This is a genomic window from Salinibacterium sp. AL4.1, assembly GCF_059767305.1.
In genome coordinates this window covers 415,362-441,912 of sequence record NZ_JBSOQK010000001.1, presented here as the reverse complement: position 1 = coordinate 441,912, position 26,551 = coordinate 415,362, and the positions used below count along the sequence as shown (strand labels likewise).

At 61.8% G+C, this 26,551-nt stretch carries 24 protein-coding genes and 1 tRNA gene; 17 read left to right on the top strand and 8 right to left on the bottom strand.

Annotated features, from left to right (window positions below; all coding sequences use genetic code 11):
* Positions 1 to 48: 48 nt before the first annotated feature.
* The 6 genes from aceA to ACWTV3_RS02120 all read left to right on the top strand — a co-directional run bounded on the left by aceA (position 49) and on the right by ACWTV3_RS02120 (position 8,381).
* Positions 49 to 1,350, top strand: a complete 1,302-nt coding sequence (gene aceA, locus ACWTV3_RS02145; RefSeq protein ID WP_498476628.1) for an isocitrate lyase — start codon at positions 49 to 51, stop codon at positions 1,348 to 1,350.
* Between the two features lie 80 nt (positions 1,351 to 1,430).
* Positions 1,431 to 3,050, top strand: a complete 1,620-nt coding sequence (aceB, locus tag ACWTV3_RS02140) for a malate synthase A (RefSeq protein WP_498476627.1) — start codon at positions 1,431 to 1,433, stop codon at positions 3,048 to 3,050.
* Positions 3,051 to 3,110: 60 nt separating this feature from the next.
* Positions 3,111 to 4,403 (top strand): sigma-54-dependent transcriptional regulator family protein, encoded by a 1,293-nt coding sequence (locus ACWTV3_RS02135; RefSeq protein WP_498476626.1) that lies wholly within the window; start codon positions 3,111 to 3,113, stop codon positions 4,401 to 4,403.
* A gap of 183 nt (positions 4,404 to 4,586) precedes the next feature.
* A complete protein-coding gene (gene exaC / locus ACWTV3_RS02130; RefSeq protein ID WP_498476625.1) occupies positions 4,587 to 6,110 on the top strand; it encodes an acetaldehyde dehydrogenase ExaC in 1,524 nt (507 codons plus the stop codon).
* Positions 6,111 to 6,254: 144 nt separating this feature from the next.
* Positions 6,255 to 6,662, top strand: a complete 408-nt coding sequence (locus ACWTV3_RS02125) for a DUF779 domain-containing protein (protein WP_498476624.1) — start codon at positions 6,255 to 6,257, stop codon at positions 6,660 to 6,662.
* Between the two features lie 36 nt (positions 6,663 to 6,698).
* Entirely contained in the window at positions 6,699 to 8,381 is a 1,683-nt protein-coding gene (locus ACWTV3_RS02120; RefSeq protein ID WP_498476623.1) for a bifunctional 3'-5' exonuclease/DNA polymerase, read from the top strand.
* Positions 8,382 to 8,414: 33 nt separating this feature from the next.
* Here ACWTV3_RS02120 and ACWTV3_RS02115 read toward each other — a convergent pair whose 3' ends face one another.
* Complete coding sequence (locus ACWTV3_RS02115) at positions 8,415 to 9,047, bottom strand: PadR family transcriptional regulator (protein WP_498476622.1); 633 nt, start codon at positions 9,045 to 9,047, stop codon at positions 8,415 to 8,417.
* A gap of 275 nt (positions 9,048 to 9,322) precedes the next feature.
* Here ACWTV3_RS02115 and ACWTV3_RS02110 point away from each other — a divergent pair, with 275 nt between their 5' ends.
* Complete coding sequence (locus ACWTV3_RS02110) at positions 9,323 to 10,072, top strand: avidin-fold protein (RefSeq protein WP_498476621.1); 750 nt, start codon at positions 9,323 to 9,325, stop codon at positions 10,070 to 10,072.
* A 21-nt stretch (positions 10,073 to 10,093) separates the two neighbouring features.
* On the opposite strand, the gene ACWTV3_RS02105 is transcribed toward ACWTV3_RS02110, so the two are convergent.
* Positions 10,094 to 10,681, bottom strand: a complete 588-nt coding sequence (locus tag ACWTV3_RS02105) for an Lrp/AsnC family transcriptional regulator (protein ID WP_498476620.1) — start codon at positions 10,679 to 10,681, stop codon at positions 10,094 to 10,096.
* Between the two features lie 134 nt (positions 10,682 to 10,815).
* Between ACWTV3_RS02105 and ACWTV3_RS02100 the strand changes: the two genes are divergently transcribed.
* From ACWTV3_RS02100 to ACWTV3_RS02065, 8 genes are all read left to right on the top strand, one after another.
* The gene (locus ACWTV3_RS02100) at positions 10,816 to 12,378 is read left to right on the top strand and encodes an ABC transporter substrate-binding protein (RefSeq protein WP_498476619.1); all 1,563 of its coding nucleotides are present in this window, start codon (positions 10,816 to 10,818) and stop codon (positions 12,376 to 12,378) included.
* 14 nt (positions 12,379 to 12,392) lie between these two features.
* Complete coding sequence (locus tag ACWTV3_RS02095) at positions 12,393 to 13,454, top strand: ABC transporter permease (protein WP_341619824.1); 1,062 nt, start codon at positions 12,393 to 12,395, stop codon at positions 13,452 to 13,454.
* Positions 13,451 to 14,305 carry an ABC transporter permease gene (locus ACWTV3_RS02090; RefSeq protein WP_498476618.1) on the top strand — a complete coding sequence of 285 codons (855 nt, stop codon included), beginning with the start codon at positions 13,451 to 13,453 and terminating at the stop codon, positions 14,303 to 14,305. The genes ACWTV3_RS02095 and ACWTV3_RS02090 overlap by 4 nt, the downstream gene beginning before the upstream one ends.
* Positions 14,302 to 15,171 carry an ABC transporter ATP-binding protein gene (locus tag ACWTV3_RS02085; RefSeq protein ID WP_498476617.1) on the top strand — a complete coding sequence of 290 codons (870 nt, stop codon included), beginning with the start codon at positions 14,302 to 14,304 and terminating at the stop codon, positions 15,169 to 15,171. Before ACWTV3_RS02090 ends, ACWTV3_RS02085 begins: the two co-directional genes overlap by 4 nt.
* Positions 15,168 to 16,010, top strand: coding sequence for an ABC transporter ATP-binding protein (locus tag ACWTV3_RS02080; protein WP_498476616.1), 843 nt, complete (start codon positions 15,168 to 15,170; stop codon positions 16,008 to 16,010). Before ACWTV3_RS02085 ends, ACWTV3_RS02080 begins: the two co-directional genes overlap by 4 nt.
* A 153-nt stretch (positions 16,011 to 16,163) precedes the next feature.
* Positions 16,164 to 16,667 (top strand): DUF3145 domain-containing protein, encoded by a 504-nt coding sequence (locus ACWTV3_RS02075; protein WP_100388847.1) that lies wholly within the window; start codon positions 16,164 to 16,166, stop codon positions 16,665 to 16,667.
* Positions 16,668 to 16,669: 2 nt separating this feature from the next.
* A complete protein-coding gene (locus tag ACWTV3_RS02070; protein WP_498476615.1) occupies positions 16,670 to 16,825 on the top strand; it encodes a hypothetical protein in 156 nt (51 codons plus the stop codon).
* Between the two features lie 252 nt (positions 16,826 to 17,077).
* Positions 17,078 to 17,818, top strand: a complete 741-nt coding sequence (locus ACWTV3_RS02065; RefSeq protein WP_498476614.1) for an SDR family oxidoreductase — start codon at positions 17,078 to 17,080, stop codon at positions 17,816 to 17,818.
* Between the two features lie 162 nt (positions 17,819 to 17,980).
* Here the strand turns inward: ACWTV3_RS02065 and ACWTV3_RS02060 are convergent, their stop codons facing one another.
* From ACWTV3_RS02060 to aceE, 6 genes are all read right to left on the bottom strand, one after another.
* On the bottom strand, positions 17,981 to 19,216 hold the full coding sequence (locus tag ACWTV3_RS02060; RefSeq protein WP_498476613.1) for a beta-ketoacyl-[acyl-carrier-protein] synthase family protein: 1,236 nt from the start codon (positions 19,214 to 19,216) through the stop codon (positions 17,981 to 17,983).
* Between the two features lie 113 nt (positions 19,217 to 19,329).
* A complete protein-coding gene (locus ACWTV3_RS02055) occupies positions 19,330 to 19,578 on the bottom strand; it encodes an acyl carrier protein (RefSeq protein WP_010202791.1) in 249 nt (82 codons plus the stop codon).
* Between the two features lie 68 nt (positions 19,579 to 19,646).
* Positions 19,647 to 20,651, bottom strand: coding sequence for a beta-ketoacyl-ACP synthase III (locus tag ACWTV3_RS02050; protein WP_498476612.1), 1,005 nt, complete (start codon positions 20,649 to 20,651; stop codon positions 19,647 to 19,649).
* The gene (locus ACWTV3_RS02045; protein WP_498476611.1) at positions 20,648 to 21,568 is read right to left on the bottom strand and encodes an ACP S-malonyltransferase; all 921 of its coding nucleotides are present in this window, start codon (positions 21,566 to 21,568) and stop codon (positions 20,648 to 20,650) included. Before ACWTV3_RS02045 ends, ACWTV3_RS02050 begins: the two co-directional genes overlap by 4 nt.
* 93 nt (positions 21,569 to 21,661) lie before the next feature.
* Positions 21,662 to 22,810: a PucR family transcriptional regulator gene (locus ACWTV3_RS02040; protein ID WP_498476610.1), complete on the bottom strand. Its 1,149-nt coding sequence runs from the start codon at positions 22,808 to 22,810 to the stop codon at positions 21,662 to 21,664.
* Positions 22,811 to 22,861: 51 nt separating this feature from the next.
* Positions 22,862 to 25,588 carry a pyruvate dehydrogenase (acetyl-transferring), homodimeric type gene (gene aceE, locus ACWTV3_RS02035; protein ID WP_498476609.1) on the bottom strand — a complete coding sequence of 909 codons (2,727 nt, stop codon included), beginning with the start codon at positions 25,586 to 25,588 and terminating at the stop codon, positions 22,862 to 22,864.
* A gap of 179 nt (positions 25,589 to 25,767) precedes the next feature.
* Between aceE and ACWTV3_RS02030 the strand changes: the two genes are divergently transcribed.
* Positions 25,768 to 26,241 carry a redoxin domain-containing protein gene (locus ACWTV3_RS02030; RefSeq protein WP_498476608.1) on the top strand — a complete coding sequence of 158 codons (474 nt, stop codon included), beginning with the start codon at positions 25,768 to 25,770 and terminating at the stop codon, positions 26,239 to 26,241.
* A 78-nt stretch (positions 26,242 to 26,319) separates the two neighbouring features.
* Positions 26,320 to 26,392 (top strand) — tRNA-Val (locus ACWTV3_RS02025).
* The last annotated feature ends 159 nt before the right edge of the window (positions 26,393 to 26,551 follow it).

Here is a 26,551-nt window from a genome sequence, read left to right as displayed (position 1 = left end):
AGAGTCGAAGAAACGCACCACCGACCATCCCTGACGAAGGAGCCAGCAATGTCGAACAACCGCCCCGGCGACCAAATCCAGACCGCAGCTGAACTCGAAACCGAGTGGAAGACTGCCGCGCGCTGGAATGGAATCGAACGCGAGTTCAGCGCGGAAGACGTCATTGCGCTGCGGGGGAGTGTTCGTGAAGACCACACGCTCGCTCGTCGCGGCGCCGAGAACCTCTGGAACCTTATTCAGCGAGACGAGACCGAGTGGGTTGCCGCTCTCGGAGCGCTCACTGGTAACCAGGCGGTGCAGCAAGTGCGCGCCGGACTCGAAGCGATCTACCTGAGTGGCTGGCAAGTTGCCGCTGACGCCAACCTGTCAGGTCAGACCTACCCCGATCAGAGCCTCTACCCGGCCAACAGCGTGCCGGCCGTAGTGCGCCGCATCAACAACGCCCTCCTGCGAGCAGACCAGATCGAGACCGCCGAGAACGGTGCTCCCCAGACCGACTGGATGGCGCCGATTGTGGCCGATGCGGAGGCAGGCTTTGGTGGGCCTCTGAATGCCTACGAACTCATGTCATCCATGATCGAAGCCGGCGCGGCCGGGGTTCATTGGGAAGACCAGCTGGCCTCGGAGAAGAAGTGTGGCCACATGGGCGGCAAGGTGTTGATTCCCACCTCGCAGCACATCCGTACGCTCAATGCCGCGCGTCTCGCCGCCGACGTTGCCGGGGTGTCGAGCATCATCATCGCTCGCACCGACTCGCTCGCCGCCGACCTCATTACCAACGATGTGGATGACCGCGACAAGCCGTTCTTGACGGGCGAGCGCACGAGTGACGGTTTCTACCGCACCACTCCGGGTATCGAAACGGTGCTCAGTCGCGGGCACGCTTACGCGCCCTATGCAGATCTGCTCTGGGTCGAGAGTGCGAAGCCCGACCTGGAGCTGGCGCGAACGTTTGCGGAGAGCATCCATAAGGAATTCCCCGGCAAGAAGCTCGCCTACAACTGCTCGCCGTCGTTCAACTGGAAGCGTCACCTCGACGACGCTCAGATCGAGACATTCCAGCGGGAACTCGCCGCGATGGGCTACGCCTTCCAATTCATCACCCTTGCCGGGTTCCATGCCCTCAACCACTCGATGTACACGCTCGCCCGTGGCTACAGCGAGCGGCACATGAGCGCCTATGTGGAACTGCAAGAAGCAGAGTTCGCGTCCGAAGCAGACGGCTACACGGCCACACGCCACCAGCGTGAGGTCGGCACGGGGTACTTCGATCGCATCGCGACCGCCCTCAACCCCACCAGTGAAACGCTCGCCCTCGTCGGAAGCACCGAAACGGCGCAGTTTCAATAAACCCTCTGGCGCCCTCGCCCACGCGGGGGCGCCAACCCCACCGACACCTCATGCCAGAACAATCTTTCTAAGGACCCATCATGACCACGCACAGAATGGAACCTCTCGCTGATTCGCATGACCGATCAAGCGAGATCCTCACTCCTGAAGCTCTGCACTTTCTGACTCGGCTCCACGACCAGTTCGCGGGTCGTCGTCACGACCGTCTCGCAGCGCGCATGGAGTCGCGCAAGCACATCACGAACGGTCGCAACCTGCGCTTCCTGCCGGAGACGGCCGCGATTCGCGAGGACGACAGCTGGCGCGTTGCCGGCGCAGGCCCCGGCTTGCACGACCGCCGCGTTGAGATCACCGGGCCGACCGATCGCAAAATGACGATCAACGCCATGAACTCGGGCGCGAAGGTGTGGCTCGCTGATCAAGAGGACGCGACGAGCCCGACGTGGCACAACGTGATTGGTGGTCAGGTGAACCTGCGCGACGCGATCCGCCGCCAGATTGACTTCACCACCGAGGAGGGAAAGACCTACGCTCTCGGCGAGGAGACACCCACGATCGTGATGCGACCGCGCGGGTGGCACCTGGTAGAAAAGCACCTGCGGTACACCGACCGGGCAGGGCTGCGTACGCCGGCATCCGGCTCGCTCGTCGACTTCGGGTTGTATATATTCCATAATGCGCACGAACTAATCGAGCGCGGCAGTGGGCCGTACTTCTACATCGCCAAGATCGAGAATCACCTCGAAGCGCGGCTGTGGGATGACGTCTTCACGTTCGCCGAAAACGCTCTGAACATTCCCCACGGCACGATTCGCGCGACAGTGCTGATCGAGACAATTCCGGCGGCGTTCGAGATGGAAGAGATCCTGTACGAACTGCGCGAACACTGCGCGGGCCTCAACGCGGGCCGCTGGGATTACATCTTCTCGATCATCAAGAACTTCCGTGGCCGCGGCGCCAGCTTCGTGCTTCCTGACCGCGCCGCAATCACGATGACGGTGCCGTTTATGCGGGCGTACACCGAGCTGCTCGTTGCAACCTGCCACAAGCGGGGTGCACATGCCATCGGAGGTATGAGCGCGTTCATCCCGAACCGCCGTGACCCCGAAGTGACCGCTCGCGCCCTCGATGCGGTAACGCGCGACAAGCGTCGCGAAGCGACCGACGGATTCGACGGCACGTGGGTCGCTCACCCCGATCTCATCCCCACCGCCCGCGCCGAGTTTGACGCGGTACTGGGAGAGCGCCCCAACCAGGTTGACCGCCTGCGCGACGATGTTCACGTGACGGCGGATGACCTGCTCGACCTGCGCATTGACGGTGCGGTAACGGATGCCGGAGTGCGTTCCAACGTCTCCATTGCGCTGCGCTACATCGAGAGCTGGCTGCGCGGAGTCGGCGCCGCAGCCATCGACAACCTCATGGAAGACGCCGCGACTGCTGAGATCAGCCGCAGTCAACTCTGGCAGTGGATGCACCAGCACGTCGTGACGGCGGAAGGCACACCGATTACGAACCGCAGCATCGAGGAGGAACTCGCTCACGTGTTTGCCACGATCGAGCGCACCCCCGGCGATCGCTTCGATGAAGCCGCTGCGGTCTTCCGCGAAGTAACGCTGGAAGAGGAATTCCCCACCTTCCTCACTCTCAGCGCGTACAGCAGCTACCTCGTCGAACAGCCCCGCGAGAACGCTGCCTGACAGTTCCACGGGCTAGCCAACTAAGCTAAGGGCACTCGACCAACGTTGATCGGAGTGCTTGTGGCTAGCCCGTGGATGTCCACCGCTGAATCCAGCGCGCGTGCCCGCGTTGAGCAGGCCCACAGTCGGGCCGTCGCCGATGGGGCACCGACTGCCGGAGTGCGACGCCTCGTTCACGAATCGTGGCAACGCTCACTCCAGCTGGAACTCGATCCCGATCAGCCGCTCGACGCTCGTCAACTCACCGAGCACGACCTGCGCGAGTACCGAGACTCGCACCCGCTCTCGCTCGCTCTTCCCACAATTCATCGTCTCCTGATCCGACACACTCTGGATGCCGGACTCATCGTCGCTGTCGGAGACCAAGACGGTCGTCTGCTCTGGATCGATGGCGATCGCACCATGCGTCGCCGCGCGGAAGGGATGCTCTTCGTAGAGGGTGCCGACTGGAGTGAACAAGCCGTGGGAACGAGTGCACCGGGCACCGCTCTGGCTCTCGACCACGGCATCCAAATTCATGGTGCCGAACACTTCAACCGCATCGTGCACCCCTGGAGCTGCACCGCCGTTCCGGTGCATGATCCGTCGACGGGGGCAATGCTCGGTGTCATCGACATCACTGGTGGCGATGAGGCCGTGGCTCCGGCGACTCTCCCGTTGATGGAAGCAGCGGTGGCCGCCATCGAGTCAGAGCTTCGCATCCGTACCCTTGACGCACAGATCGCTCGGCCTGCCCGCCGTATTCAGCACGCCGTATCCCGCCCGGAGTCACTGCCTGCGCTGTCGGTGCTGGGCCGCGAAGGTGGCGCGCTCGATGTTTCTGGCAGCTCGAGCGATCTCAGCCTGCGGCACGCCGAAATTCTTGTCTTGCTCGCCTGGCACTCCTCGGGGCTCTCGGCCGAACGGTTAGCGGAACTTCTCGGTTGTTCCGTCGACACTTTACGGCCCGAAATGGTGCGTTTGCGTCGGGTGCTGGAGAGCGCAGATGCGAGCCTCGTTCCCAGTTCACGCCCCTACAAAATGCCTCGCAGCTTCGACGTCGACGCTCAGCGGGTTCTCGCGTTTCTCGACCGTGGGGCGCACCGCGTCGCCTTGGCGGGCTATTCGGGGCAACTGTTGCCCACCTCGACTGCCCCCGGCATCCGTTCGATCCGGGATGATGTCAGCTCGCGTCTGCGCGAGTCGATGCTGACGGATGCCTCTCTCGACACTCTGCTGGCCTACGCCCGCATCGACGAAGCCGCCTATGACGTTGAGGTGTGGACAGCCTGCCTCACGCGTCTGCCCGCCAAGTCGCCCAAGCGAGCATCGATCGTCGCGCGCCTCGAACGCATCAACTCCGAGTTGGCCTAGCGCGACCCGTTAGCTTGCCACGAGGCTGCCCCTGAGGCTCCGGGGCAGCGCCTTTGCTTCCCACACGCGCCTCGCGATGCAAGCTTTCGCAACGTTGCTGCAACCTGTGTGCGCGTACCGTTCTGGCCACGGCATCCGCTTTACCGCCGCATCCCAGACAACGACGTCGACAGGAGTCATCGAATGACCGTTTATGCAGCCCCAGGCACTCCCGATTCGCTGATGGCTTTCAAGCCACGGTACGAGCACTGGATTGGCGGCGAGTGGGTAAAGCCCATCAAGGGCCAATACTTCGAGAACGTTTCTCCCGTGAATGGCAAGCCCTTTACCGAGGTTGCTCGCGGCACAGCAGAAGACATTGACGCAGCTTTAGATGCTGCGCATAAAGCAGCGCCGGCGTGGGGCAAGACCTCCACGACCGAGCGCGCAGCGGTGCTACACAAGATCGCCGACGTGATCGAGGCAAATCTAGAGTTACTTGCCGTCGCTGAAACGTGGGACAACGGTAAGCCCATTCGAGAGCCACTCAACGCTGACCTTCCGCTCGCGGCTGATCACTTCCGCTACTTCGCGGCTGCAATTCGGGCTCAAGAAGGTCACTTCGCTGAGATGGACGGCGACATGACGGCGTACCACTACAAAGAGCCGCTCGGCGTTGTCGGGCAGATCATCCCGTGGAATTTCCCGATCTTGATGGCGGTGTGGAAGCTCGCTCCGGCGCTAGCGGCGGGCAACGCGGTCGTGCTGAAGCCGGCTGAACAAACTCCGGCGTCGATCCTCGTGCTCATCGAATTGATTGGCGACATCCTGCCGCCCGGAGTGCTCAACATCGTCAACGGATTTGGTGCTGAGGCGGGCAAGCCGCTCGCATCGAGCCCGCGCATCCGCAAGATCGCGTTTACGGGTGAAACCACCACCGGCCGACTGATTCTGCAGTACGCGAGTGCCAACATCATTCCGGCCACGCTCGAGCTGGGTGGCAAGAGCCCCAACATGTTCTTCTCGGATGTCGCCGATCATGACGATGCCTATTACGACAAGGCGCAGGAAGGGTTCGCTCTCTTCGCTTTCAACCAGGGCGAGGTCTGCACCAGTCCCAGTCGCGCGCTCATCCAAAAGCCGATCTATGACGGATTCTTGGGGGATGCCGTCAAGCGCACGGCGTTGGCCATTCAGGGAAACCCGCTCGACACTGACACCCAGGTCGGTGCGCAAGCCTCAAACGACCAGCTTGAGAAGATTCTGAGCTACATCGACATCGGCAAACAAGAGGGTGCCAAGCTGTTGCTCGGTGGCGAGCGCGTAGATCTCGGGGGAGATCTCAGCGGCGGCTTCTACGTGCAGCCGACGATCTTCGAAGGCCACAACAAGATGCGGCTCTTCCAAGAGGAGATCTTTGGCCCCGTCGTCGCCGTCACGAGCTTCGACGACTACGACGATGGAATTTCGATCGCGAATGACACGCTCTATGGTCTCGGCGCTGGCGTCTGGTCGCGCAACGGCAACATCGCCTACCGCGCTGGTCGTGATCTTCAGGCGGGCCGCGTGTGGGTGAATAACTATCACGCCTATCCCGCCGGTGCCGCTTTCGGTGGCTACAAGAGCTCCGGAATCGGTCGCGAAAACAGCGCTCTTGCTCTTGACCACTACCAGCAGACGAAGAACCTGCTCGTGTCGTATTCCGAGAACAAGCTCGGCTTCTTCTAAACCAGGAATCAGCTCTCTTCAACCAGGGAGCAGCTCTTCTCAACTAGGGAGCAGTTCTTCTCAACCAGGGATCAGGGCGGCCAGGCGGCTGTCGCGCCACACAACGCGACAGCCGCCCTCGGCATCAATCGACAGGACTAACTCATGATCGAAGCACGCATAGCGATTCCCGGCGAAACGAAGCCGCGGTTAGGGATGACGGCAGAGAGCATCGACCTGCTGCGGTCGTTGTGGCGAACGCACGGGCCGCTGATGTTTCACCAATCCGGCGGATGTTGCGATGGCAGTTCCCCGATGTGCTTTGCCGCGGGGGAGTTTCTCACTGGTGGTAGCGATGTGCTGCTGGGAGTCTTCGATATCGCGCCGGAAGGGCATCCCGAGCAGCTGATTGACTTTTGGATGTCGGGTGAGCAGTTCGCCTACTGGAGTCACACCTATTTGACGGTGGATGTCGTCGCTGGGCGGGGCAGCGGATTCTCGCTCGAAGCACCCGATGGTGTGCGATTTCTGATCCGTTCCACGCTCATGGAAACCGCCGAACCGTTCAGCTAGACGGCCGCTGTCGGTGCAGCACGGCAGACTAGGGGCGTGTACCTCGTGCTCGCGACTAGCAGCCGCACCCTCACCGCCACACGAGTGGATGCTGCGGGCGCGGTTGTCGGCGAACGCGTTGTCGACAATCTGGCGGCGTTTGTTGCGCAGACGCAGGCCGCGGAGCCGGCCGTTCGTTGGGTCTGGCATGACACAGCGGCGTGGTATCCGGAGTTGCTCGAGGCGCGCGTGCGGGTCAACCGCTGCTTCGATCTGCGGTTGTGCCACGCGATTCTGCGCAATTCGGTCTTCACCCGAGAGTCGGCGTTAGCTCAGTCGCGCACGAGCCGCTGGGACGCGCTCGCTCAGGCGGGTCACGCGGCACCGGTAGACCCTCTTAGGCCGCAGCACTCAACGCTGTTTGATTTCGACGACGATTCTGAAGCCGTGGCCGACGGCGACCTCAACGCGTTGACCGAATTTCTGAGCCAGCTCGAGGCGGTGGCAACGTCGTCTGAGGCCGGACGGTTGCAGCGACTGCTCTCCGCCGAGTCCGCCGGCGCGCTCATCGCCGCCGAGATGCGCTTCGCAGGCTTGCCCTGGAGTGCGCAGGCTCATGACGAGATCCTCACCGAGATGCTGGGGCCGCGCCCGAGCGTCGAGGGCGACAGGCCCGCACGACTCCAAGCACTGGTCGACGAGATACGGCTGCGGCTCGACTCTCCGCGATTGGCGCCCGAGTCGCCCGCTGAACTTTTGCGGGCGTTGAGCGTCGCGGGCATTCAAGCGACCACAACCCGGTCGTGGGAACTCAAGCAGCTCACGCATCCGGTTATTGCCCCGTTGCTCGAATTCAAGAAACTTCAACGGCTGATGACGGCGAATGGATGGTCGTGGCTCGACGCGTGGGTGGTCGACGGTCGTTTTCGTCCCGACTATGTTCCCGGCGGGGTCGTGACCGGGCGCTGGGCAACCAGCGGCGGCGGTGCTCTGCAGCTTCCGCACCTGATTCGTGGTGCGGTCCGGGCCGATCCGGGCTGGAAGTTTGTTGTTGCGGACGCCTCGCAACTCGAGCCCCGCATCCTCGCAGCGATGGCCGGTGACCGCGGAATGGTCGCGGCCGGAGCCTCGGGTGATCTCTACGAAGGCATCGTGGCGAGCGGTGCCGTCGATACTCGCGCTCACGCGAAGCTCGCGATGCTTGGCGCAATGTACGGCGCGACATCGGGGGAGAGTGGCCGGCTCATGCCTCGCCTCGCGCGGGCCTACCCGCAGGCGATTGCTCTCGTGGAGAAGGCGGCACGAGCCGGTGAACGTGGCGAAGTGGTGAGCACCCAACTCGGGCGCAGTTCGCCTCCGGGCACTCACGCGGCGGACTACGACGATTCGCAGTCTCCCGCTCAGCGCGCGGTGTCGCAAGAACGCGGGCGCTCGTGGGGCCGCTTCACGCGCAACTTTATTGTTCAAGGCACTGCGGCCGAATGGGCGCTGTGTTGGATGGCGAGCATCCGCAACCGCCTCGGCCAGCTGTCTGAAGGCGCCTGGCTCACTGAAGCGCCCCACCTCGTGTTCTTTCTGCACGACGAGGTTGTGGTGCACGCTCCCGCAGAGCTCGCGGACAGCGTCGCTGAACACGTGACGGCGGCAGCAGCGGATGCTGGGCGGCTCGTCTTCGGCGACATCCCGGTCACGTTCCCGCTTACAACCGCCATCGTCGATCGCTACGATCACGCCAAATAGCCCGAGCGCTGCCAACCTGGCCCGTGGGTCCCACTATCCGTTGGACGAAGAGGAAGCACCGGTGGCGGGTCGCCCGCGCTTGGGTTTCGTGGGGTTCAAGGGAAAGGCATCAGCGAACCCGCGGGATTGTGCCGTGGTCAGTGCGCTCTCGACGCGGTCGAGCCACTGCAGTTCAGCTTCGGCGTGCGCGAGCAAGGAATCAGTGACGAGTTGCTCCGCGAACTGGCTGGCGTCGCGGGCATCCTCGCGCACTTCGGCGGTGAGGGAGAGGGCGTCAACGGCGCCACGGGTGGCTTGCCGTTGGTGTTCGATCACGGAGTGCGCATCCACTCCGGGGAGCGTCACGGCGATGGCGAGCTTGATCGCAAGCTCATCGCGGCTGACGGAATAACTGTCGACCGGAGTCGTGAGCCAGTGCTCCACTTCCTGCTCTCCGGCATCCGTGACCGTGTAATACGTCTGCTGCGGTCCGTCTGAGTCGTCGTCAGCGGGTGCGCTGGTCGTGAGCACGAGACCGTCGCGCACGAGCCGATCGAGCGTGTTGTAGATCTGGCCGACGTTGAGTGGCCAGGTGGACCCAGTGCGCCGGTCGAACTCCGACCGCAACTGATACCCGTAGCAGGGGCCCTGCGCCAAGATTGAGAGCAAGCTGTGGCGGATTGACATGCCAGACCTTCCGGGTAAGTCGATACTGAGTATGTAGTAGTTGACCCTAGCGAGGGGGCGGATGCTCGCCCGCTACTGTTCGGTGTGTCGAGTTCTTCGGCCTCGAGTGGTACCTCTCTGGTCCGCTCGTCGCAGTTTTCTCGGGGTGGATCATTGGAGGCCATAGCTCCCCTTCCGGCGACAAAATGTCCACGCAAGCCGCACGCGTTCTAGATGAACTGGACTCTTCGCGGTCGATTTCGTGCAGACCGCCTCCGCGCCCCATACTCATCTGCGTGAGTGATGCCCCCGTAGCCGCCGCAGCGGCCCAGCCTGTTCCCGATTCGATCAATAACCGCGAGTTCATTCTGGTCTCGTCCTCGGGGAGCGCTGTGTCGACGGCAACTCCCACGCGATTCCGCTATCACCAAGACGGCCAGATGGTCTGGGGTGAGTACTACGGCGACACCGTTGCTCTCGGGCGCTTCGTCGGTCGTCGCGATGGCGACATCGTGTCGATTCGTTTCGCCCACCGCTTGGCCGCGAGCGAGGAAATCGTTCTGGGTATGGCGTCCAGCACTATCCAGTGGAATGCGGATGGCAAGCTCGAGCTCTACGAAGAGTTCGAGAAGAATGGCGAAGCTCACGTGAGCATTTGCGTTGAGGCTGACCGCCGCGGGGCGTGGCCCGAGCTCGACCCAGCGCAGCGCAGCACTCCTCAGCTCGACGGCACCACATTCATCCTCGAGGAGTCGACCGCGAGCACGGTCAGCGCTGAGCCCACTCAGTTCGAGTTTGACGAGAACTCGGGCATCGTGTGGGGCTTCTACTTTGGAGACACGGTTACGGCAGGCCGCTGCGTCGGTCGCTACCGCGACGGCGTGCTCGATGAGTTCTTCGTGCACCACGTCATCGCAAGCGATGCAACCCTGCTGGGCGACAGCAGCACGACCCTCGGTTCACGCCCCGACGGTCGTCTTGAACTCATCGAGGAGTTTGTGCTCGATGGCGTTCCCGGTAAGAGCGTGTGCGTTCAGGTCGTCTAGCGCCTGAGGTGACGTGGCGAATTAGTTGTTGAGCCCAGCCCGCCCCGGGTCAGCCCGGGTGAACCGGGTGAGGCCCAATTGTGCGGGTTCTTGCGGGCGCTCGGGCAGGTCCGTGGGTAGCAGGTACGGGCGCTGAAAGACTTCGTCGAGTACCAGAACGGTCTCGAGCGACTTTACTTCGGGCAATACCGAGAGCACTCCGACAATGAAGTCGTGGATGGCGCCCACCTCGTGGCCGCGGATCAACAACATTGCGTCGTGCTCACCGGTAGTGATTCGGCACGACTCGATTTCTGTCATGTTTGTGATGCGATCGCGAAAGCTGGCCCAAGTCTGCGGATGCACGGAAAGAAACACCAGTGCGCAGATGCCGAGCCCGGCTTTGGCCGGGTCAACCTGGGCACTGAAGCCGGTAATCACTCCTTCAGACATGAGCTGTTCCACGCGCGTGTAGACGTTGGCGCGAGAGACATTTACCTTCTCTGCGAGAGCAGACATTGATATTCGTCCGTTATAGCGGAGCTCACTCAATATCTTCAGGTTGATCTCATCCAATTCTGACGATGATTGTCCAGTACTGGGTGAGCCGGTGGTGCCTTTACTGGACATATTGTGTGAAATCTCCCTCATGTTTAACTCATGGTCTGAATTATCGCGCCTTTGATTGGACAGACTAGCGGGAATTGTGCCAATCTCAAGCACAGCCGTCCAGAGGCTGTTCTATAACCACCAAGGAGTTCCCTTTGCGCACCAAGTTCCGCTACGTAGCGGCCGCGTTCGGACTGACTGCATCACTGGCTCTCGCCGGTTGCGCTGCAGCAGCACCCGAAGCAAGCGACAGCATCGTTATTGACACCGCTTTCACGCTCGAGACCAGCGACCCCGGTCGCAACTACGTCCCCACCGGGTACATGGTCTCGAAGGCTCTCTACGAGACTCTTCTCGACTTCGCCGGCTCCGACGAGTCGACTCCGGTTGACGGCCTCGCCTCCTACGAGTCGAACGACGACGCCACGGTCTTCACCTTCACGCTCAAGGACGGCCGCGTCTTCTCTGACGGTTCAGCAATCACCGCTGACGACGTTGTCTTCTCGCTCAACCGCGTCGCCGGTATGACCGAGAGCAAGGCAAACTTCTTGATGAACGGCATCACCGTCACCAAGATCGACGACATGACCGTCGAGCTCAGCACGGAAACCCCGTCGCTCAAGCTCCCCGCCCTCATGACGAACCCGTCGCTGGCCATCCTGAACTCCGCGCTCGTTATCGAAAACGGTGGAACGACGGATGACTCGGATGCTGCTGAAGCATTCTTGAACGAGACGTCGGCTGGTTCCGGTCCGTACATCCTCGACTCGGTTAACTTCGAGTCGCAGGTTGTTCTCACCGAGAACGAGAACTACAACGGTGACGAAGACATCGACTTCACTCGCGTTGTCATCCGCAACGTTTCTGAGGCCGCAACCCAGAAGATCAACCTTGAGGGCAATGACTCTCAGGTAGCGGTTGACCTCAGCGGTGACCAGGTCGCAAGCCTCAGCGATGGCATCAACGTGTTCTCGACTCCGTCGGCACAGACCATCTTCCTGCTGATCAACCAGAGCGAAGAAGTGGGTGGCGTTACGTCGAACCCCGACTTCGCTAACGCCGTTCGTTACGCTCTCGACTACCCGGCGCTCCTCGAGCTTGCTGGTGCAGGTTCCGAGCAGGCCACCGGCGTTATCCCGCCGTCGTTCCTCGGCGCGCTGGAGAACGGTGTAGAGCAGGACCTCGACGTTGCCGCTGCTTCGCTTGAAGCATCCGGCTACGACGGTGAGAGCATCACCCTCGAGTACCCGAACGACTACCCGGTTGGTGGCGTGAGCTTCACCCCGCTCGCCGAGCGCATTCAGTCGCAGCTTGCGGATGCTGGAATCACCATCGAGCTCGCTCCGGCACCGTTCACCACGCAGATCGACAGCTACGTCAACGGAACCGAAGCCTTCAGCATCTGGTTCTGGGGCCCTGACTACGCCGACTCCGCCAACTTCCTGCCGTTCTCGGCGGGACAGAAGGTTGGACTGCGCGCCGGTTGGACCGCTGAGCAGGACACCGACGTGGTGAACCTCGCTTCGGCAGCAGAGAACGCCACGAACTTCGACGAGCGCGAGACTGCATTCAGCAACTTCGCTGAAGCTCTGCAGCAGCGTGGACCGTTCGTTCCGCTGATCGTTCCTGGCTCCAACATCGCGACCGCCTCGTACATTGATGGAGTTGCGTACAACTCCACCTGGACGATGGACATCGCTGAACTGCAAGCTAAGTAGAAAGAACCTCTAGCGTGGGAAACACACCCCGCGCGACTCGCAGGTACTCGGCCAGATCACCTCTGGTCGGGTACCTGCTTCGTCGCCTCGGAACCTCAGTCCTGCTCCTCTTCGGAGTCACTATCGTCACGTTCGCTCTCGCGAACCTTGTGCCGGGTGACCCCATTGCGGCAGCGCTCGGTGAAGGGGCGGCGAGCAACCCCGCCACGGTCGAGGCTTACATCAAGGAACGCGGGCTCGATCAGCCGCTTCCCGTGCAGTACGCCAACTACATCGGCGGGCTGTTCCAGGGCGACATGGGAATCTCGCTGCGCACAGCACAGCCCGTGGCATCAGACCTCTCGAAGGCAGTGCCGGCCACGGTCGAGATCGCTCTGTTGGCCATCGTCGTCAGCCTCGGAGTCGGGGTGGCTCTCGGCTCCCTCGCGGCCTACCGCCGCGGCAAGATCAGCGACCAGCTGGTTCGCGTGTTCTCGCTCATTGGCCTCAGCATCCCGACCTTCTGGATGGCGCTGGTCAGCTTCAACTTCTTCTTCCTGCAACTGCGCATCGCGCCAGGTTCGGGCCGGCTCTCGCCCGCGCTGGCGCCGCCGCCCACTGTAACGGGGTTCTATACGGTCGATGCCCTGCTGGCGGGCCAGTGGGTCACGTTCACGGATGCCCTTGCTCACCTCATGCTTCCGGTCTTTGTCCTCTCGCTCTTCACGATCGGTCTGCTCACGCGCTTCGTTCGCACCTCGGTGCTCGAAGTGTTGGATGCCGACTACGTTCGTGCCGGTCGCGCTAAGGGGCTTAGTGGCCCACGACTGCTCTTCGGCTACGTGCTGCGCGGAGCATCGCTGCCCATCCTCACGATCGTCGGCCTCGCGTTCGGAACCCTGCTCTCGGGCACGGTGCTCGTCGAGGCAGTATTCGCGTGGCCCGGGCTTGGCAGCTACGCCTACAACTCGGCAACCAGCCTCGACCTGCCCGGCGTCATGGGCGTCGGTCTCGTAGTGGGCGTTGTCTACTTGACTATCAATTTCGCCGTCGACCTTCTTTACGGTGTACTCGACCCGAGGGTGAGGCTCGCATGAGAAAGCGCTGGCTAAAGATTCCTGCCGCGTGGATAACCCCACTCGGCGTCATCGGCGCTGTTATCGCAGTCGCTTGGGTGGGCATTGCCTTCACCGCTCGACTGTGGGTTCCGTTCGACCCGCTGGCGCAAGACTTGCCTCGACTGCAGGCTCCCGGCATCGACACCCTCATGGGAACGGATGCGCTCGGCCGCGACATCTTCTCGCGCCTGATGACCGGTGCGGGCGTCACGATTCCGCTGGCGCTCATGCTCGTGGTGATGTCACTCCTCGTCGGAACCCTCATCGGCGCGATCGCCGGGTACTTCGGCAAGTGGGTCGACGAGCTGTTGATGCGCTTGACTGACCTCGTCATGGCGTTCCCGACGGTCATCCTCGCGATGGTGGTCGCTGCAGCTCTCGGACCCTCGCTCTTCAACGCAGTGATCGCAGCCTTCGTGGTCTCGTGGCCGCAATACGCCCGCATGACACGAAGCATTGTGCTCGGGCTTCGTGCTCAGAATTATGTGATGGCCGGTCGGCTGATGGGCTTCTCGCCCTTCAAGACGCTGCGGGTCGATATCGCGCCGAACGTTGTTGGCCCGATTCTCGTTCTTGCGAGCCTCGACGTCGGAACCGCCATTCTGCTGCTGTCGGGCCTGTCGTTCCTCGGCCTCGGAGCTCAGCCTCCGACGCCGGAGTGGGGCTCGATGATCTCCGCCGCTATCCAGAACTTCGACAGCTGGTGGATCGGGTTGTTCCCCGGTCTCGCCATTCTCACCGTAGTGATGGCCTTCAACTTCGTGGGTGACTCGCTGCGAGACATCTTCGATCCGACTTCTCAGGTATCGCGAGCGGGGGCTCGGTCATGATCGACGCACCAACACCACAGTCCGCGGATGCCGCATCCGCTGCCTCCACGCCCGTGCTCACCGTCGACGGTCTCACGATCGGCATCGGCTCCCGTAACAACGTCAAATCAATCGTCAAAGGCATCAGCCTCGCGCTCACCCCCGGACGTATCCAGGGCCTCGCGGGGGAGTCGGGCTCGGGCAAGACCGTCACGTCGCTCGCGATGTTGGGTTTGCTGCCCAGCAACGCCGTCGTGGGTGGCTCGATCCGGCTCACTGATCCTGAACGTGGCGACACCGAGCTGGTCGGGATGTCGCACCGCCAGTTGAATGAGATCCGCGGGCGTCGCATTGCGATGATCTTCCAAGACCCATCGTCGAGCTTGCACCCGCAGCTCACCGTCGGAGTTCAGCTCACCGATCACGTGACGCGCCACCTCAAGCTCTCCAAGAAGCAGGCCCGCGAGCACGCCATCGGGCTACTCGACCGCGTGCGCGTGCCCAACCCCGCAGAGGCTCTTGGTCGCTACCCGCACCAATTCTCCGGTGGTCAGCGCCAGCGCATCGCCATCGCAATTGCTCTCGCGTGCGATCCCGTCGTGCTCTTGGCAGATGAGCCGACGACCGCTCTCGATGTGACTGTTCAAGCGGGCATCCTGCACTTGCTGCGCGATCTCGCCGATGAGCGTCAACTGGCCGTTCTCCTCGTCACCCACGACCTCGGTGTCATGAGCGCCATCGCCGACGACATCGCGGTGATGCGTCACGGCGAGATCGTCGAGTCGAACGTTCGTCACAGTATTTTCGCCGACCCACAGCACGCGTACACGCGTGAACTGCTCTCGTCTCTGCCCGGTGCAGAAGGCTTTCAGGAGGTAAGCCAATGAGCGAGCTGCTCGAAGTATCCGACCTCGTTATCGAGTACCACGGCGCGAGTGTCGTGCGCGCTGTCGACGAAGTCTCGTTGACGATCGCCCCCGGTGAAGTTCTCGCTCTCGTGGGGGAGAGCGGCTGTGGCAAATCGAGCCTCGCGCGTGCCGTCGTCGGCATGGAAAAGCCTCGTTCCGGCGCCGTCACCTACCGTGACGCTGAAGTCCCTCTTCTTGGCGTGCGTCGCCGCAAGGCGCAGTTCACGTCCATTCAGATGGTCTTCCAAGACCCCAATTCGTCGCTCAATCCGCGCATCCGCGTCGGCCAGCAGATCTCCGAGGGCATTCGTGCCGCGCTGGAGCGCGGTGCTGAAGGCTCCCAGCCCGAAGAATGGCTAGAGCGCGTAGGCCTGCCCACCACGATGGTGTCGCGCTACGCCCACGAACTTTCGGGTGGCCAGCGTCAGCGCGTCGCAATCGCGCGGGCTCTTGCCGCGCGCCCCGATTTGTTGGTGGCTGACGAACCGATTTCTGCTCTGGATGCCTCCAGCCAGGCCTCTGTCGCTGACATGATGCGCAAGCTCGCGCTCGATGCCGGCGCCGGGTTGCTCTTCATCTCTCACGACCTCGCGATCGTGCGTCTCATTGCCGACCGCACCGTCGTGATGTACCGCGGCAAAATCGTCGAATCCGGAGTATCCGATCTCATCTGGAACGATCCCGTCCATCCCTACACGCGGGCACTAATCTCGGCGATCCCGGAGCCCGACGGCAAGGGCATCCTGCCCGCGGCTCCCGCTGCAGAAGCCCCAGAAGAGTGGCGGATGACGGTACCTGAGGCTCTGAACCGCGTCTAATTCGCACAAATATAGTTACACGCTTGTATTTTCCCGGATTCGTCAGGGATAATGTCCCCAAGCGGTTCGCCGCACAATTTAATAGCCAAAGTGCCGTCACAGGTACCGTTCATGGGTCGATGGGGAAGTCGCATCCAACGGAACGGAGATATCGTGACTGCACACAACGCTCGCGGAGTGCTCTACGTGCACTCTGCTCCTCGCGCGCTCTGCCCACACATTGAGTGGGCGGCTGGTCGCGCTCTCGAACGTGCCGTGAACTTCGATTGGGATAACCAACCGGTGCTCAAGGGATCCCAGCGCGCCGAGTTCTATTGGGAAGGCCCGCAGGGCTCCGGCGCCGTGCTCGCTGCTGCGCTTCGTGGATGGGAACACCTTCGTTTCGAAGTGACCGAGGACCCGAGCCCCGGCTCCGACGGTGGACGCTGGATGCACACGCCTGATCTCGGAATCTTCTTCGCGCAGACCGATAGCGTCGGCAACATGGTAATCCCCGAGGATCGCCTGCGTTACGCGATGGAAGTTGCCGGTTCCGATGCGTTCGAACTGCATCGTGAACTCCGCCTGGCCCTCGGCCAGGCTTGGGACGACGAACTGGAGTCGTTCCGTCACGCCAGTCAAGACTCTGCAGTTGTGTGGCTCCACAAGGTAGGTTGATCATGATTTCCGAACGTACGCACACTCCAGAAGTAGCGGTTGACACACGGATTCCCTTGATTGAGTGGCAGGACTGCACCGACATCGTGCTCGACGCCGTCGACTCGCTCTTTGATGGCGAGTGCACCCTCCACGACGGATGCCGCTCCATCCTGTGACGCGTTGCATTCGCTGACGCGCCACATTTTCTGAACGCAGCGCCTTCATTCGAGCGCTGAAAAGCCATCTGCACATTTGTGTTGCTGTTTGTTCGCTGCGAGCGTGCCGTTCAGGTCGCTTGCAGCAGACTCTCGGAGTAGCGTTGAAATGTGGCCGGAAGTATTCGGGCACGGTTGCCACAATGGGCCGTCCTCGGGTCCTCGGGCCTTCTCCTTCCGGCTGAAACCGATTCAGTATTTGGAAGGAACACCATGTCTCGCTTTGACGGAAAAGTAGTTCTCATCAGCGGCGGCGCCCGCGGAATGGGCGAATCGCACAGTCGCGGAGTCGTCGCGGAGGGCGGCAAGGTCGTCATCACTGACGTTCTTGATGCCGAAGGGCAGGCTCTGGCCGAGGAACTGGGTGAAAACGCCATCTATGCGCACCTCGACGTCACGAAGGAAGAAGAGTGGAACGCGGCTGTCAAGCTAGCGGTCGACACCTTCGGTGGCCTCAACGTACTCATCAACAACGCCGGCATCGTGAACTTCGGAACCCTTGATGGATACACCGAAAAGGACTGGTCGCTGATTATCGGCATCAACCTCACCGGATCGTTCCTCGGCATTCGCGCGGCAGCTCCTGAACTCGTCAAGAACGAGACCTCGGCCATCGTCAACATCTCGTCGACCGCCGGCATGCAGGGCTTTGCGGCGCTGCACGGCTACACGGCATCCAAGTTCGGACTCCGTGGTCTCACGAAGTCAGTTGCGATGGAGCTTGGCCCGCAGGGTGTTCGTGTGAACTCGGTACACCCCGGAAACATCCGCACGCCGATGACCGACGGTCTGGGCATCGACGAGACGCGCACGCCGATTCCGCGCCTGGGCGAAGCAGAAGAGGTCACCAAGATGGTGCTCTTCCTTGCCAGCGAAGACTCGAGCTACTCGACCGGTTCTGAGTTCATCATCGACGGTGGAGTGCTCGCCGGTGAAGGCGCAGTTCCTCAGTAACTAGCACCTCAGCCGCTAGCGTGCTGCTGCGGCGTGGGCGCGGAGAAATCGTCTCTCGCCTCATCACACTCGTTAACAACACATCGCCCGCCTCGATCTTATGATCGGGCGGGCGATGTGTTGTTAAGCGCTTACCGGCACAGCCAACGAGCGCAGCGGAGCTTAGACCGAGCGGAACGCTGCAACAGCGTTGTGGCCGCCGAAGCCGAACGAGTTACTGATCGCCAATTGGGGGCCCGAGCCGAGGTCGCGAGGCGACGTAACGACGTCCAGCGGAATCGCCGGGTCCTGGTTGGTGAGGTTGATCGTCGGGGGAGCAGTGCGGTGGTGGAGAGCCAAGACGGTGAAGATTGCCTCGAGTGCTCCTGTGCCGCCCAAGAGGTGCCCTGTGGCGCCCTTAGTGGCCGAGACCGGAATGTTCGGCAGGTGGTCGCCGAAGATGCGCAGAAGCGCCTTGTACTCGGCGATGTCACCCACAGGCGTGCTCGTCGCATGAGCGTTGATGTGGGTAACTTCTTCCGGCGTTGCTCCGGCCGCTTCGAGAGCGTCGCGTACAGCGCGGGCTGCAGCGGTTCCCTCGGGGTCGGGAGCAGTGATGTGGAACGAGTCACTCGTCACGGCGCCACCAGCGAGTTCAGCGTAGATGCGCGCACCACGGGCGAGAGCGTGCTCTTCGGTCTCGAGAACGAGCGTTGCTGCTCCTTCGCCGAGAACGAAGCCGTCACGAGAAACGTCGTAGGGGCGCGAGGCCGTTGCCGGGTCGTCATTGCGCTTCGAGAGTGCCTGCATCGACGCGAAGGCGGCGATGGGAAGCGGGTGCACCACTGCTTCCGTTCCACCGGCGATGACGACATCCGCAAGCCCAGCCTGAAGGTGCGCGTACGCGTTGGCAAGAGCCTCGGTGCTCGAGGCGCAAGCCGATACGTCGGTGCGAGCGTAAGCACGCGAAGGAATTGCCATGCTGATCGCGGCCGCAGCGGCATTGGGCATGAGCATGGGGATCGTCATGGGCAGAACACGACGGGGGCCCTTTTCGCGCAGGGTGTCCCAGGCGTCGAGAAGAGTCCAGAGTCCACCGATTCCGGTGGAGTAATCGACACCGATACGAACGGGGTCTACATCGGGGGAGCCGGCATCCGCCCAGGCTTCACGAGCCGAGATGAGGGCGAACTGGCTCGAGGGGTCGAGACGCTTGTATTCAACGCGCTCAAGAACTTCCTCGGGGCGAACCTTGGCTTCAGCAGCGAAAGTCACGGGCAACTCGTGCTTGGCGACCCATTCATGCTCGAGCGGACGGGCGCCTGACTCGCCAGCGAGAAGGGCGTTCCACGACTCGGTCGCGGTTCCGCCAATGGGCGTAGTGGCACCGATACCGGTGACAACGATCTTTTTGGTCATTTCACGTTCCTTTAGAGTGCATGGCTCAGAAAATCGGCCAACGGCAGACTTCTGGAGTGCTGCGCGGAGGCCAACCGCAACGAGTGCGGTTGGCCGTCCACGACGAGCGGGTGTTACGCCTGAGCGTTGGTGATGAAGCTCACTGCGTCACCGACGGTCTTGAGGTTCTTTACCTCTTCGTCGGGGATCTTGACGTCGAACTTCTCTTCTGCGTTGACAACGATCGTCATCATCGAGATCGAGTCGATGTCGAGGTCATCGGTGAACGACTTGCCCATTTCAACAGTGTCGGTCGCAATGCCGGTCTCGTCGTTGATGAGCTCAGCCAATCCGGCCATAACTTCTTCAGTGGACAGTGCCATGTTTTTCTCCTTGGGATGTAAATTGACCGTTAGCCAGTGTAGGCCAGCGGCAGTGATTCTTAGGGTTACTACGGCAGAACGATTACTTGCGCGCCGAAGACAAGGCCCGCACCGAAACCAATCTGGAGGGCGAGGCCGCCGCTCAGTTCGGGGTTCTCTTCGAGCAGACGGTGGGTTGCCAGCGGAATGGATGCTGCTGAAGAGTTGCCCATCTCGGCAACGTCGCGAGCGATCACCACGGATTCAGGCAGCTTGAGCTGCTTCGCGAATTCGTCGATGATGCGCATGTTGGCCTGGTGGGGGATGAAAGCGGCAAGGTCGTCTGCGGTGATTCCCGCAACATCCAAAGCTTCCTTCGCGACCTTGGCCATGTCCCAGACAGCCCAACGGAAGACCGTCTGGCCCTCCTGGCGCAGCGTCGGCCAAGCAGCGTCGCCTTCACGGAAGTCGACGAGAGTCGCGTTCATCTTGATCGCATCGGCCTTGGAGCCGTCTGAACCCCACACGGGAGCGGAGATACCGGGGGTGTCGCTCGGGCCGATGACAACCGCTCCGGCGCCGTCAGCAAGAAGGAACGAGATGCTGCGGTCGGTCGGGTCAACGATGTCGGAGAGCTTCTCGGCACCAATGACGAGCGCGTATTTGGCAGCACCCGCGCGAATCAGGGCATCAGCTTGAGTCACCGCGTAGCTGAAACCAGCGCAAGCAGCGTTGATGTCGTAAGCCGCAGCGGGGTTAGCGCCCACACGGTCGGCGACAACGGCGGACATCGAGGGCGTCTGCAGAACGTTGCTGATCGTGGCAATGATCACGAGGTCGATGTCTGCGGGGTCGATACCCGACTTCTCGATCGCTTCGCGAGCGGCGTCAACGGCGAGATCGACCGCGAGGATGCCGGCGGATGCGCGATGGCGGGTGATCATGCCGGTGCGCTGCTGAATCCACTCATCGCTTGAGTCAATCGCTTCGACGAGCTGATTGTTGTCAACGACGAGGTCACCACGGGCGGCGCCGTAGCTGTAGATCTTCGTGAACTGTGACCCGGCGGACTGGGTGAGGGTGGGTGCGGTCATGCGTTGGCCTCCATCAGGTCAAATGCTGCGGATAGATCATCAGGGGTCTTCACTGCCACAGCAGGAATTCCGCGGAGGCCGCGCTTAGCGAGGCCCGTCAGTGCGCCCGCGGGCGCAAGTTCGATGATGCCGGTGACGCCGGCATCCGCCAGCGAGTTCATGGTGAGATCCCATCGAACCGGCGAAGAAACCTGGCCGACGAGAAGGTCAACGAAGTGTGAACCGCTCTCAATCAGCGAGCCATCGCGGTTCGTATAGATGGGCAGCGAAGGATCGTTCGCGGTGAGGCCGGCAGCCACGGTTTCGAGGTGCGCGACCGCGGGCTGCATGTACCGGGTGTGGAAGGCGCCGGCGACCTGAAGCGGCACAACACGCGTTCCCTTGAGCGGTTCTTCGGAGAGTTTGGCGAGCGCGTCGAGCGCTCCGGCGACAACGATCTGGCCGCCACCGTTGAAGTTGGCCGGCTGCAGACCGAGTTCGGCGAGACGCTCAAGCAGCGCAGTTTCGTCTCCACCGATAACGGCAGACATGCCGGTGGTCTCGAGTGCCGCAGCGGCGGCCATGGCGGATCCGCGCTGCACAACGAAGCGCATCGCGTCGTCTTCAGAGAGGATGCCCGCAGCGGCTGCCGCAGTGATTTCACCAACGGAGTGACCCGCGACAGCACCGATGTGCTTGCGACGGTCTCCGGCAGTCAGCGCGCTGAGCGTGAGTAGACCCGCAGCGACGATAAGCGGCTGAGCCACTGCGGTGTCGCGGATCGTGTCAGCATCCGAAGTCGTGCCGTGCGTGATCAGATCGATCCCGGCAGCCTCAGAGATCGCTCCAAGCTGCTCTCGCAGGGCGGGGTCTTCGAGCCAAGGCTCAAGAAAACCGGGGGTCTGGGAGCCCTGACCGGGCGCTACTACAACAATCACTTAGCTAGTCTGCCAATCTTTCGTCGGAATCGCTTGGATGACCCCACCAAAGCTCGACGGGATCGTTGTGTGAACTCACCAAACGGCGGAACGCTAGCGAGTGCGTCCGGGCTCGGGTTCAGAAATCGAACCCACGATGAGGGCTGCTTGTAAAATCAGCGCTTCGCGTGCTCCCGTGGCATCCCAGCCAATGACTTCGCTGACCCGCTTCAAGCGGTAGCGAACAGTGTTGGGGTGCACAAAGAGCTCGCGTGCGGTGGCCTCGAGAGACCTGCCGTTGTCGAGATAGCACCACAGTGTGGTGAGCAGATCGGTCGAATGGGCTTGGAGTGGTTTGTAAATCTTGTTGATGAGGGTCGAGCGAGCGAGCGGATCTCCCGCGAAAGCACGCTCCGGCAACAGATCGTTCGCCAGCGTTGGGCGGGGAGCATTGCGCCACGATCGAGCTACGGCAAAGCCAGCCAGAGCAGCCTTCGCGCTCTTCGAGGCATCAACAAGGCTCGGAACCTCTGGACCAAGCACGAGGTGCCCGCTACCGAAGCCGGGTTCCAGTTGCTCGGCGATCGTGATGAATGGCAGTGGCTCATCATCGTCGGTTTTCTCCGAGCGTGGGGCTGCGCGGCCAATGACAAGCACCAACCGAGAACCTTGCACTCCGATGAGAACGTCGGCGTCGAGATGACGGGCTGTACGACGCAATTGGTCGACGTCGAGCATTCGCGGGGAAGTGCCCACGAGTACGCACACTTCGCCATGACCGTTCCAGCCCAGAGCTGCAATGCGACTCGGGAGTTCGTTGTCGTACTCGCCGCTGAGGATGGAATCGACAACGAGGGCCTCAAGGCGCGCATCCCACAGTCCGCGTGCTTCAGCAGCACGGGCGTACACGTCAGCGGCAGCGAAAGCGACCTCTCGCGAGTACAGCAGAATCGCTTCGCGTAGTACGTCGTCGTCAGCCTTGACCCGCGCTTCAACAACTTCAACCGCAATACGGATGAGTTGCAACGTTTGGAGCAACGACACCGACCGCAAGAGTTCGCGGGGAGCCGCGCCGAAAACGTCAGCCGCGATCCACGGGGTGGAGGTGGGGTCTTCAAACCAGCTGATGAAGCTGGTAATTCCGGCCTGAGCGACGAGCCCGACGGCGGAACGCCGCCCTGGAGGGATTTCTCCGTACCAGGGCAGCGTGTCCTCGAGACGCTTGAGCGTCGCCGTCGATAGTTCGCCCGAGATAACACGCAACCAGGCGAGCGTTTGCGCCTTGGTCTTCTGTACCGGGGGAATTGTTTTTGCCTAGCTTTCGCCGCCGGCGGAACCGGTGGTACCAGCGTTGACGTCGTGCAGGCTGTACTTCTCAATTGCTTGAGGAAGCACTGCGGGGTCCATCTCGCCGCGCTTCACGAGCGACTGCAAGGTACGAACAACCAGCGAGTGGCTGTCGATCTTGAAGTAGCGACGTGCTGCTGCGCGGGTGTCCGAGAAGCCGAAGTCGTCAGCACCAAGGGTGGCGAAGTCACCGGGGATAAACGCGCGTACCTGGTCGGGTACAGCGTGCATGAAGTCGGTGACGGCCAAGAACGGTCCCTGAGCATCCGCGAGCTTAGACGTGAGGTACGGAACCTTGGCTTCGGCGGTGGGGTTGAGGAAGTTGTGCTCCTCAGCCGCCAAACCTTCGCGACGCAGTTCAGACCACGAGGTAACAGACCACACATCAGCGGCTACGCCCCAGTCAGAGGCCAGCAACTGCTGTGCTTCGAGAGCCCACGGAACGGCAACACCCGACGCCATCAGCTGAGCCTTCGGCCCGGTGATAGTCGGCGATGCCAAGTGGTAAATACCCTTGATCGCGCCCTCGACGTCAAAGTTCTCCGGCTCAGCGGGCTGAACGAGAGGCTCGTTGTACAAGGTCAGGTAGTACATGACGTTGGGGTCTTCGTGCTCCCCGCCGTACATGCGCTCGATACCGTCACGCACGATGTGACCGAGCTCGTAACCGTATGCAGCGTCGTAGCTGATCACTGCGGGGTTCGTGGATGCCAGCAGCAGTGAGTGACCGTCAGCGTGCTGCAGTCCTTCACCGGTGAGCGTCGTGCGGCCGGCGGTAGCTCCCATGATGAAACCACGGGCCATCTGGTCGCCCGCAGCCCACATGGCATCGCCTGTGCGCTGGAAGCCGAACATCGAGTAGAAGACGTAGACGGGAATCAGCGGCTCGCCGTGAGTGGCATACGAGGTGCCCACCGCGGTGAAAGCGGCAAACGCTCCTGCCTCGTTGATGCCCACGTGAACGATCTGACCCTGCGGGCTCTCCTTGTAGGCCAGCAATTGCTCGCGGTCTACCGAGGTGTACTGCTGCCCAGCGGGGTTGTAGATCTTGGCACTGGGGAAGTACGCGTCCATTCCGAACGTGCGTGCCTCATCCGGGATGATCGGAACGATGCGGTTACCGATCGACTTGTCGCGCAGAAGATCCTTGAGCAAACGAGCGAACGCCATCGTTGTGGCGATCTCCTGCTTGCCGGAGCCCTTCTTGACGACGTCGTAAGTCTTCGCTTCGGGAAGCTCGATCTGCGTGTACTTGCTGCGGCGCTCGGGAACGTAGCCACCGAGTTCGCGGCGACGCTCCTGCAGGTACTGGATGCCCTCGTCGTCGTTACCGGGGTGGTAGAACGGCGGCTGGTAAGGATCAGCTTCGAGCGCAGCATCCGTAATCGGGATGTGCATCTCGTCGCGGAACTGCTTGAGGTTGTCGAGCGTCATCTTCTTCATCTGGTGGGTCGCGTTGCGGCCCTCGAAGCTGGGGCCGAGGCCGTAGCCCTTGACCGTCTTCGCCAGAATGACCGTGGGCTGACCCTTGTGTTCGCTTGCAGCCTTGAACGCGGCGTAGACCTTGCGGTAGTCGTGGCCACCGCGCTTGAGGTTCCACACCTCGTCATCGCTGAGGTGCTCAACCATCTTGAGGGTGCGGGGGTCGCGCCCGAAGAAGTTCTCACGAACGTATGCGCCTGACTCAGCCTTGTACGTCTGGTAGTCACCATCGGGAGTGCGGTTCATGAGGTCGCGCAGGGCGCCCTCGTGGTCGTTGGCAAGCAGGTCGTCCCACTCGCGGCCCCAGATGACCTTGATGACGTTCCAGCCGGCACCGCGGAAGAAGCTCTCGAGCTCTTGAACGATCTTGCCGTTACCGCGAACAGGGCCATCGAGACGCTGCAGGTTGCAGTTGATAACAAAGTTCAGGTTGTCGAGCTTTTCGTTCGCGGCCCACTGGAGGGCTCCACGGCTCTCAACCTCATCCATCTCGCCGTCACCGAGGAAAGCCCAGACCTGCTTGTCTGACACATCCTTGATGCCACGGTTACTGATGTACTTGTTGTTCTGTGCCTGGTAGATCGCGTTGATCGGTCCGAGGCCCATCGATACGGTGGGGAACTGCCAGAACTCCGGCATAAGGCGGGGGTGCGGGTAGCTCGAAATACCGTTCGGCGCTTGCGACTTCTCTTGGCGGAAGCCGAGGAGCTGGTCCTCGCTCATCCGGCCTTCGAGGAAGGCGCGGGCATACATACCGGGGGAGGCATGGCCCTGATAGAAGATCTGGTCTCCACCACTTTCGTGGTCTGCACCACGGAAGAAGTGGTTGTGCCCTACTTCATAGAGAGCAGCGGACGACGCATACGTCGAGATGTGGCCGCCGACGCCAACGCCGGGGCGCTGCGCACGGTGCACTGTGATCGCGGCGTTCCACCGGATCCACGCACGGTAACGACGTTCGAGCTTTTCGTCACCGGGGAAATCGGGCTCATCATCCTTTGCAATGGTGTTGATGTAGTCCGTAGTCGGAACCATCGGAACACCGAGGTGCAAATCTTTGGAGCGCTTGAGAAGGCTGAGCATGATCTCCCGACCGCGCTCGTGTCCTTGTGCTGCAACGAGGGAGTCGAGTGATTCGTTCCACTCGGCGGTCTCCTCCGGGTCCTTGTCGGTGTTGGTTACCGAGTATGGGTCCTGGTCGTTTACCGTCACCGTTGACCTCTTTCGTGTAGAGAACAGAGTCGTGCGAGTCGAGGCACTACCGGGTTGCGGATGTGATGGGATCGACTACGCCCATCGATTCTAGTTGTCGAATGCGGCAAGATTCGAACCGGGGCTTTTTATCCCGCAAACACGGGGCGTTCGCTCAGTTTTCTCAAGAAAGGTTCTGTATGCCGATCACGCCGGGAGCTCGTGCGCCGAGTTTTGCGTTGCGCAATCAGCACGGTCAACACGTCGATTCCCAGGAGCTTCTTTCGCGACGCGCGGTGCTCGTCGTGTTTGTGCCCCTTGCGTTCTCGCCCGTGTGTGCTCGGGAGGTCGCTCAGCTGAACGAATGGCACGATGTTGCGGCCAGTGCCGGAGTTGAAATCGTTGTGGTCTCGGTGGATTCGACCGCGACTCTGCGTGCCTGGTCCGACGCCGACGGCCTCCGGCTGTCATTGCTCTCGGACTTCTGGCCCCACGGCGCGGTCGCGAACACGTTCGGGGCGTTTCTAGACGACAAAGGCTTTGCCAGCCGCACGAGTTTCTTGATCGATAAGACGGGAATTGTTCGCGATGTGATCACGTCGCCGCTCGGTGAACCCCGCTTGTTTGCTGACTACGAACGGGCTATCGAGCGACTTTCTGAGGAGCATCGCTGAACGTTTTGCGGCGGGTGTGTAATCGGCACCAAAATCCCGTGTAACATTATCGAGCGCTGCTTCGCATTGCGTCGCTGCGGGCCTTTAGCTCAGCTGGTAGAGCGCCACGTTTACACCGTGGATGTCATCGGTTCGATCCCGGTAGGGCCCACCGCAACAGAAAACCCCCGTCATTGACGGGGGTTTTCTTCGTTTCGCGCACAGCACCATTCCCTGCGCTACCTTCAAGGCCTGGCTGCTCGCCATATCGGTGCGCGCGCGGGGCGCGACGAGAAGATGGCGGCATTGCACAAACAACTGCCGACGCTGG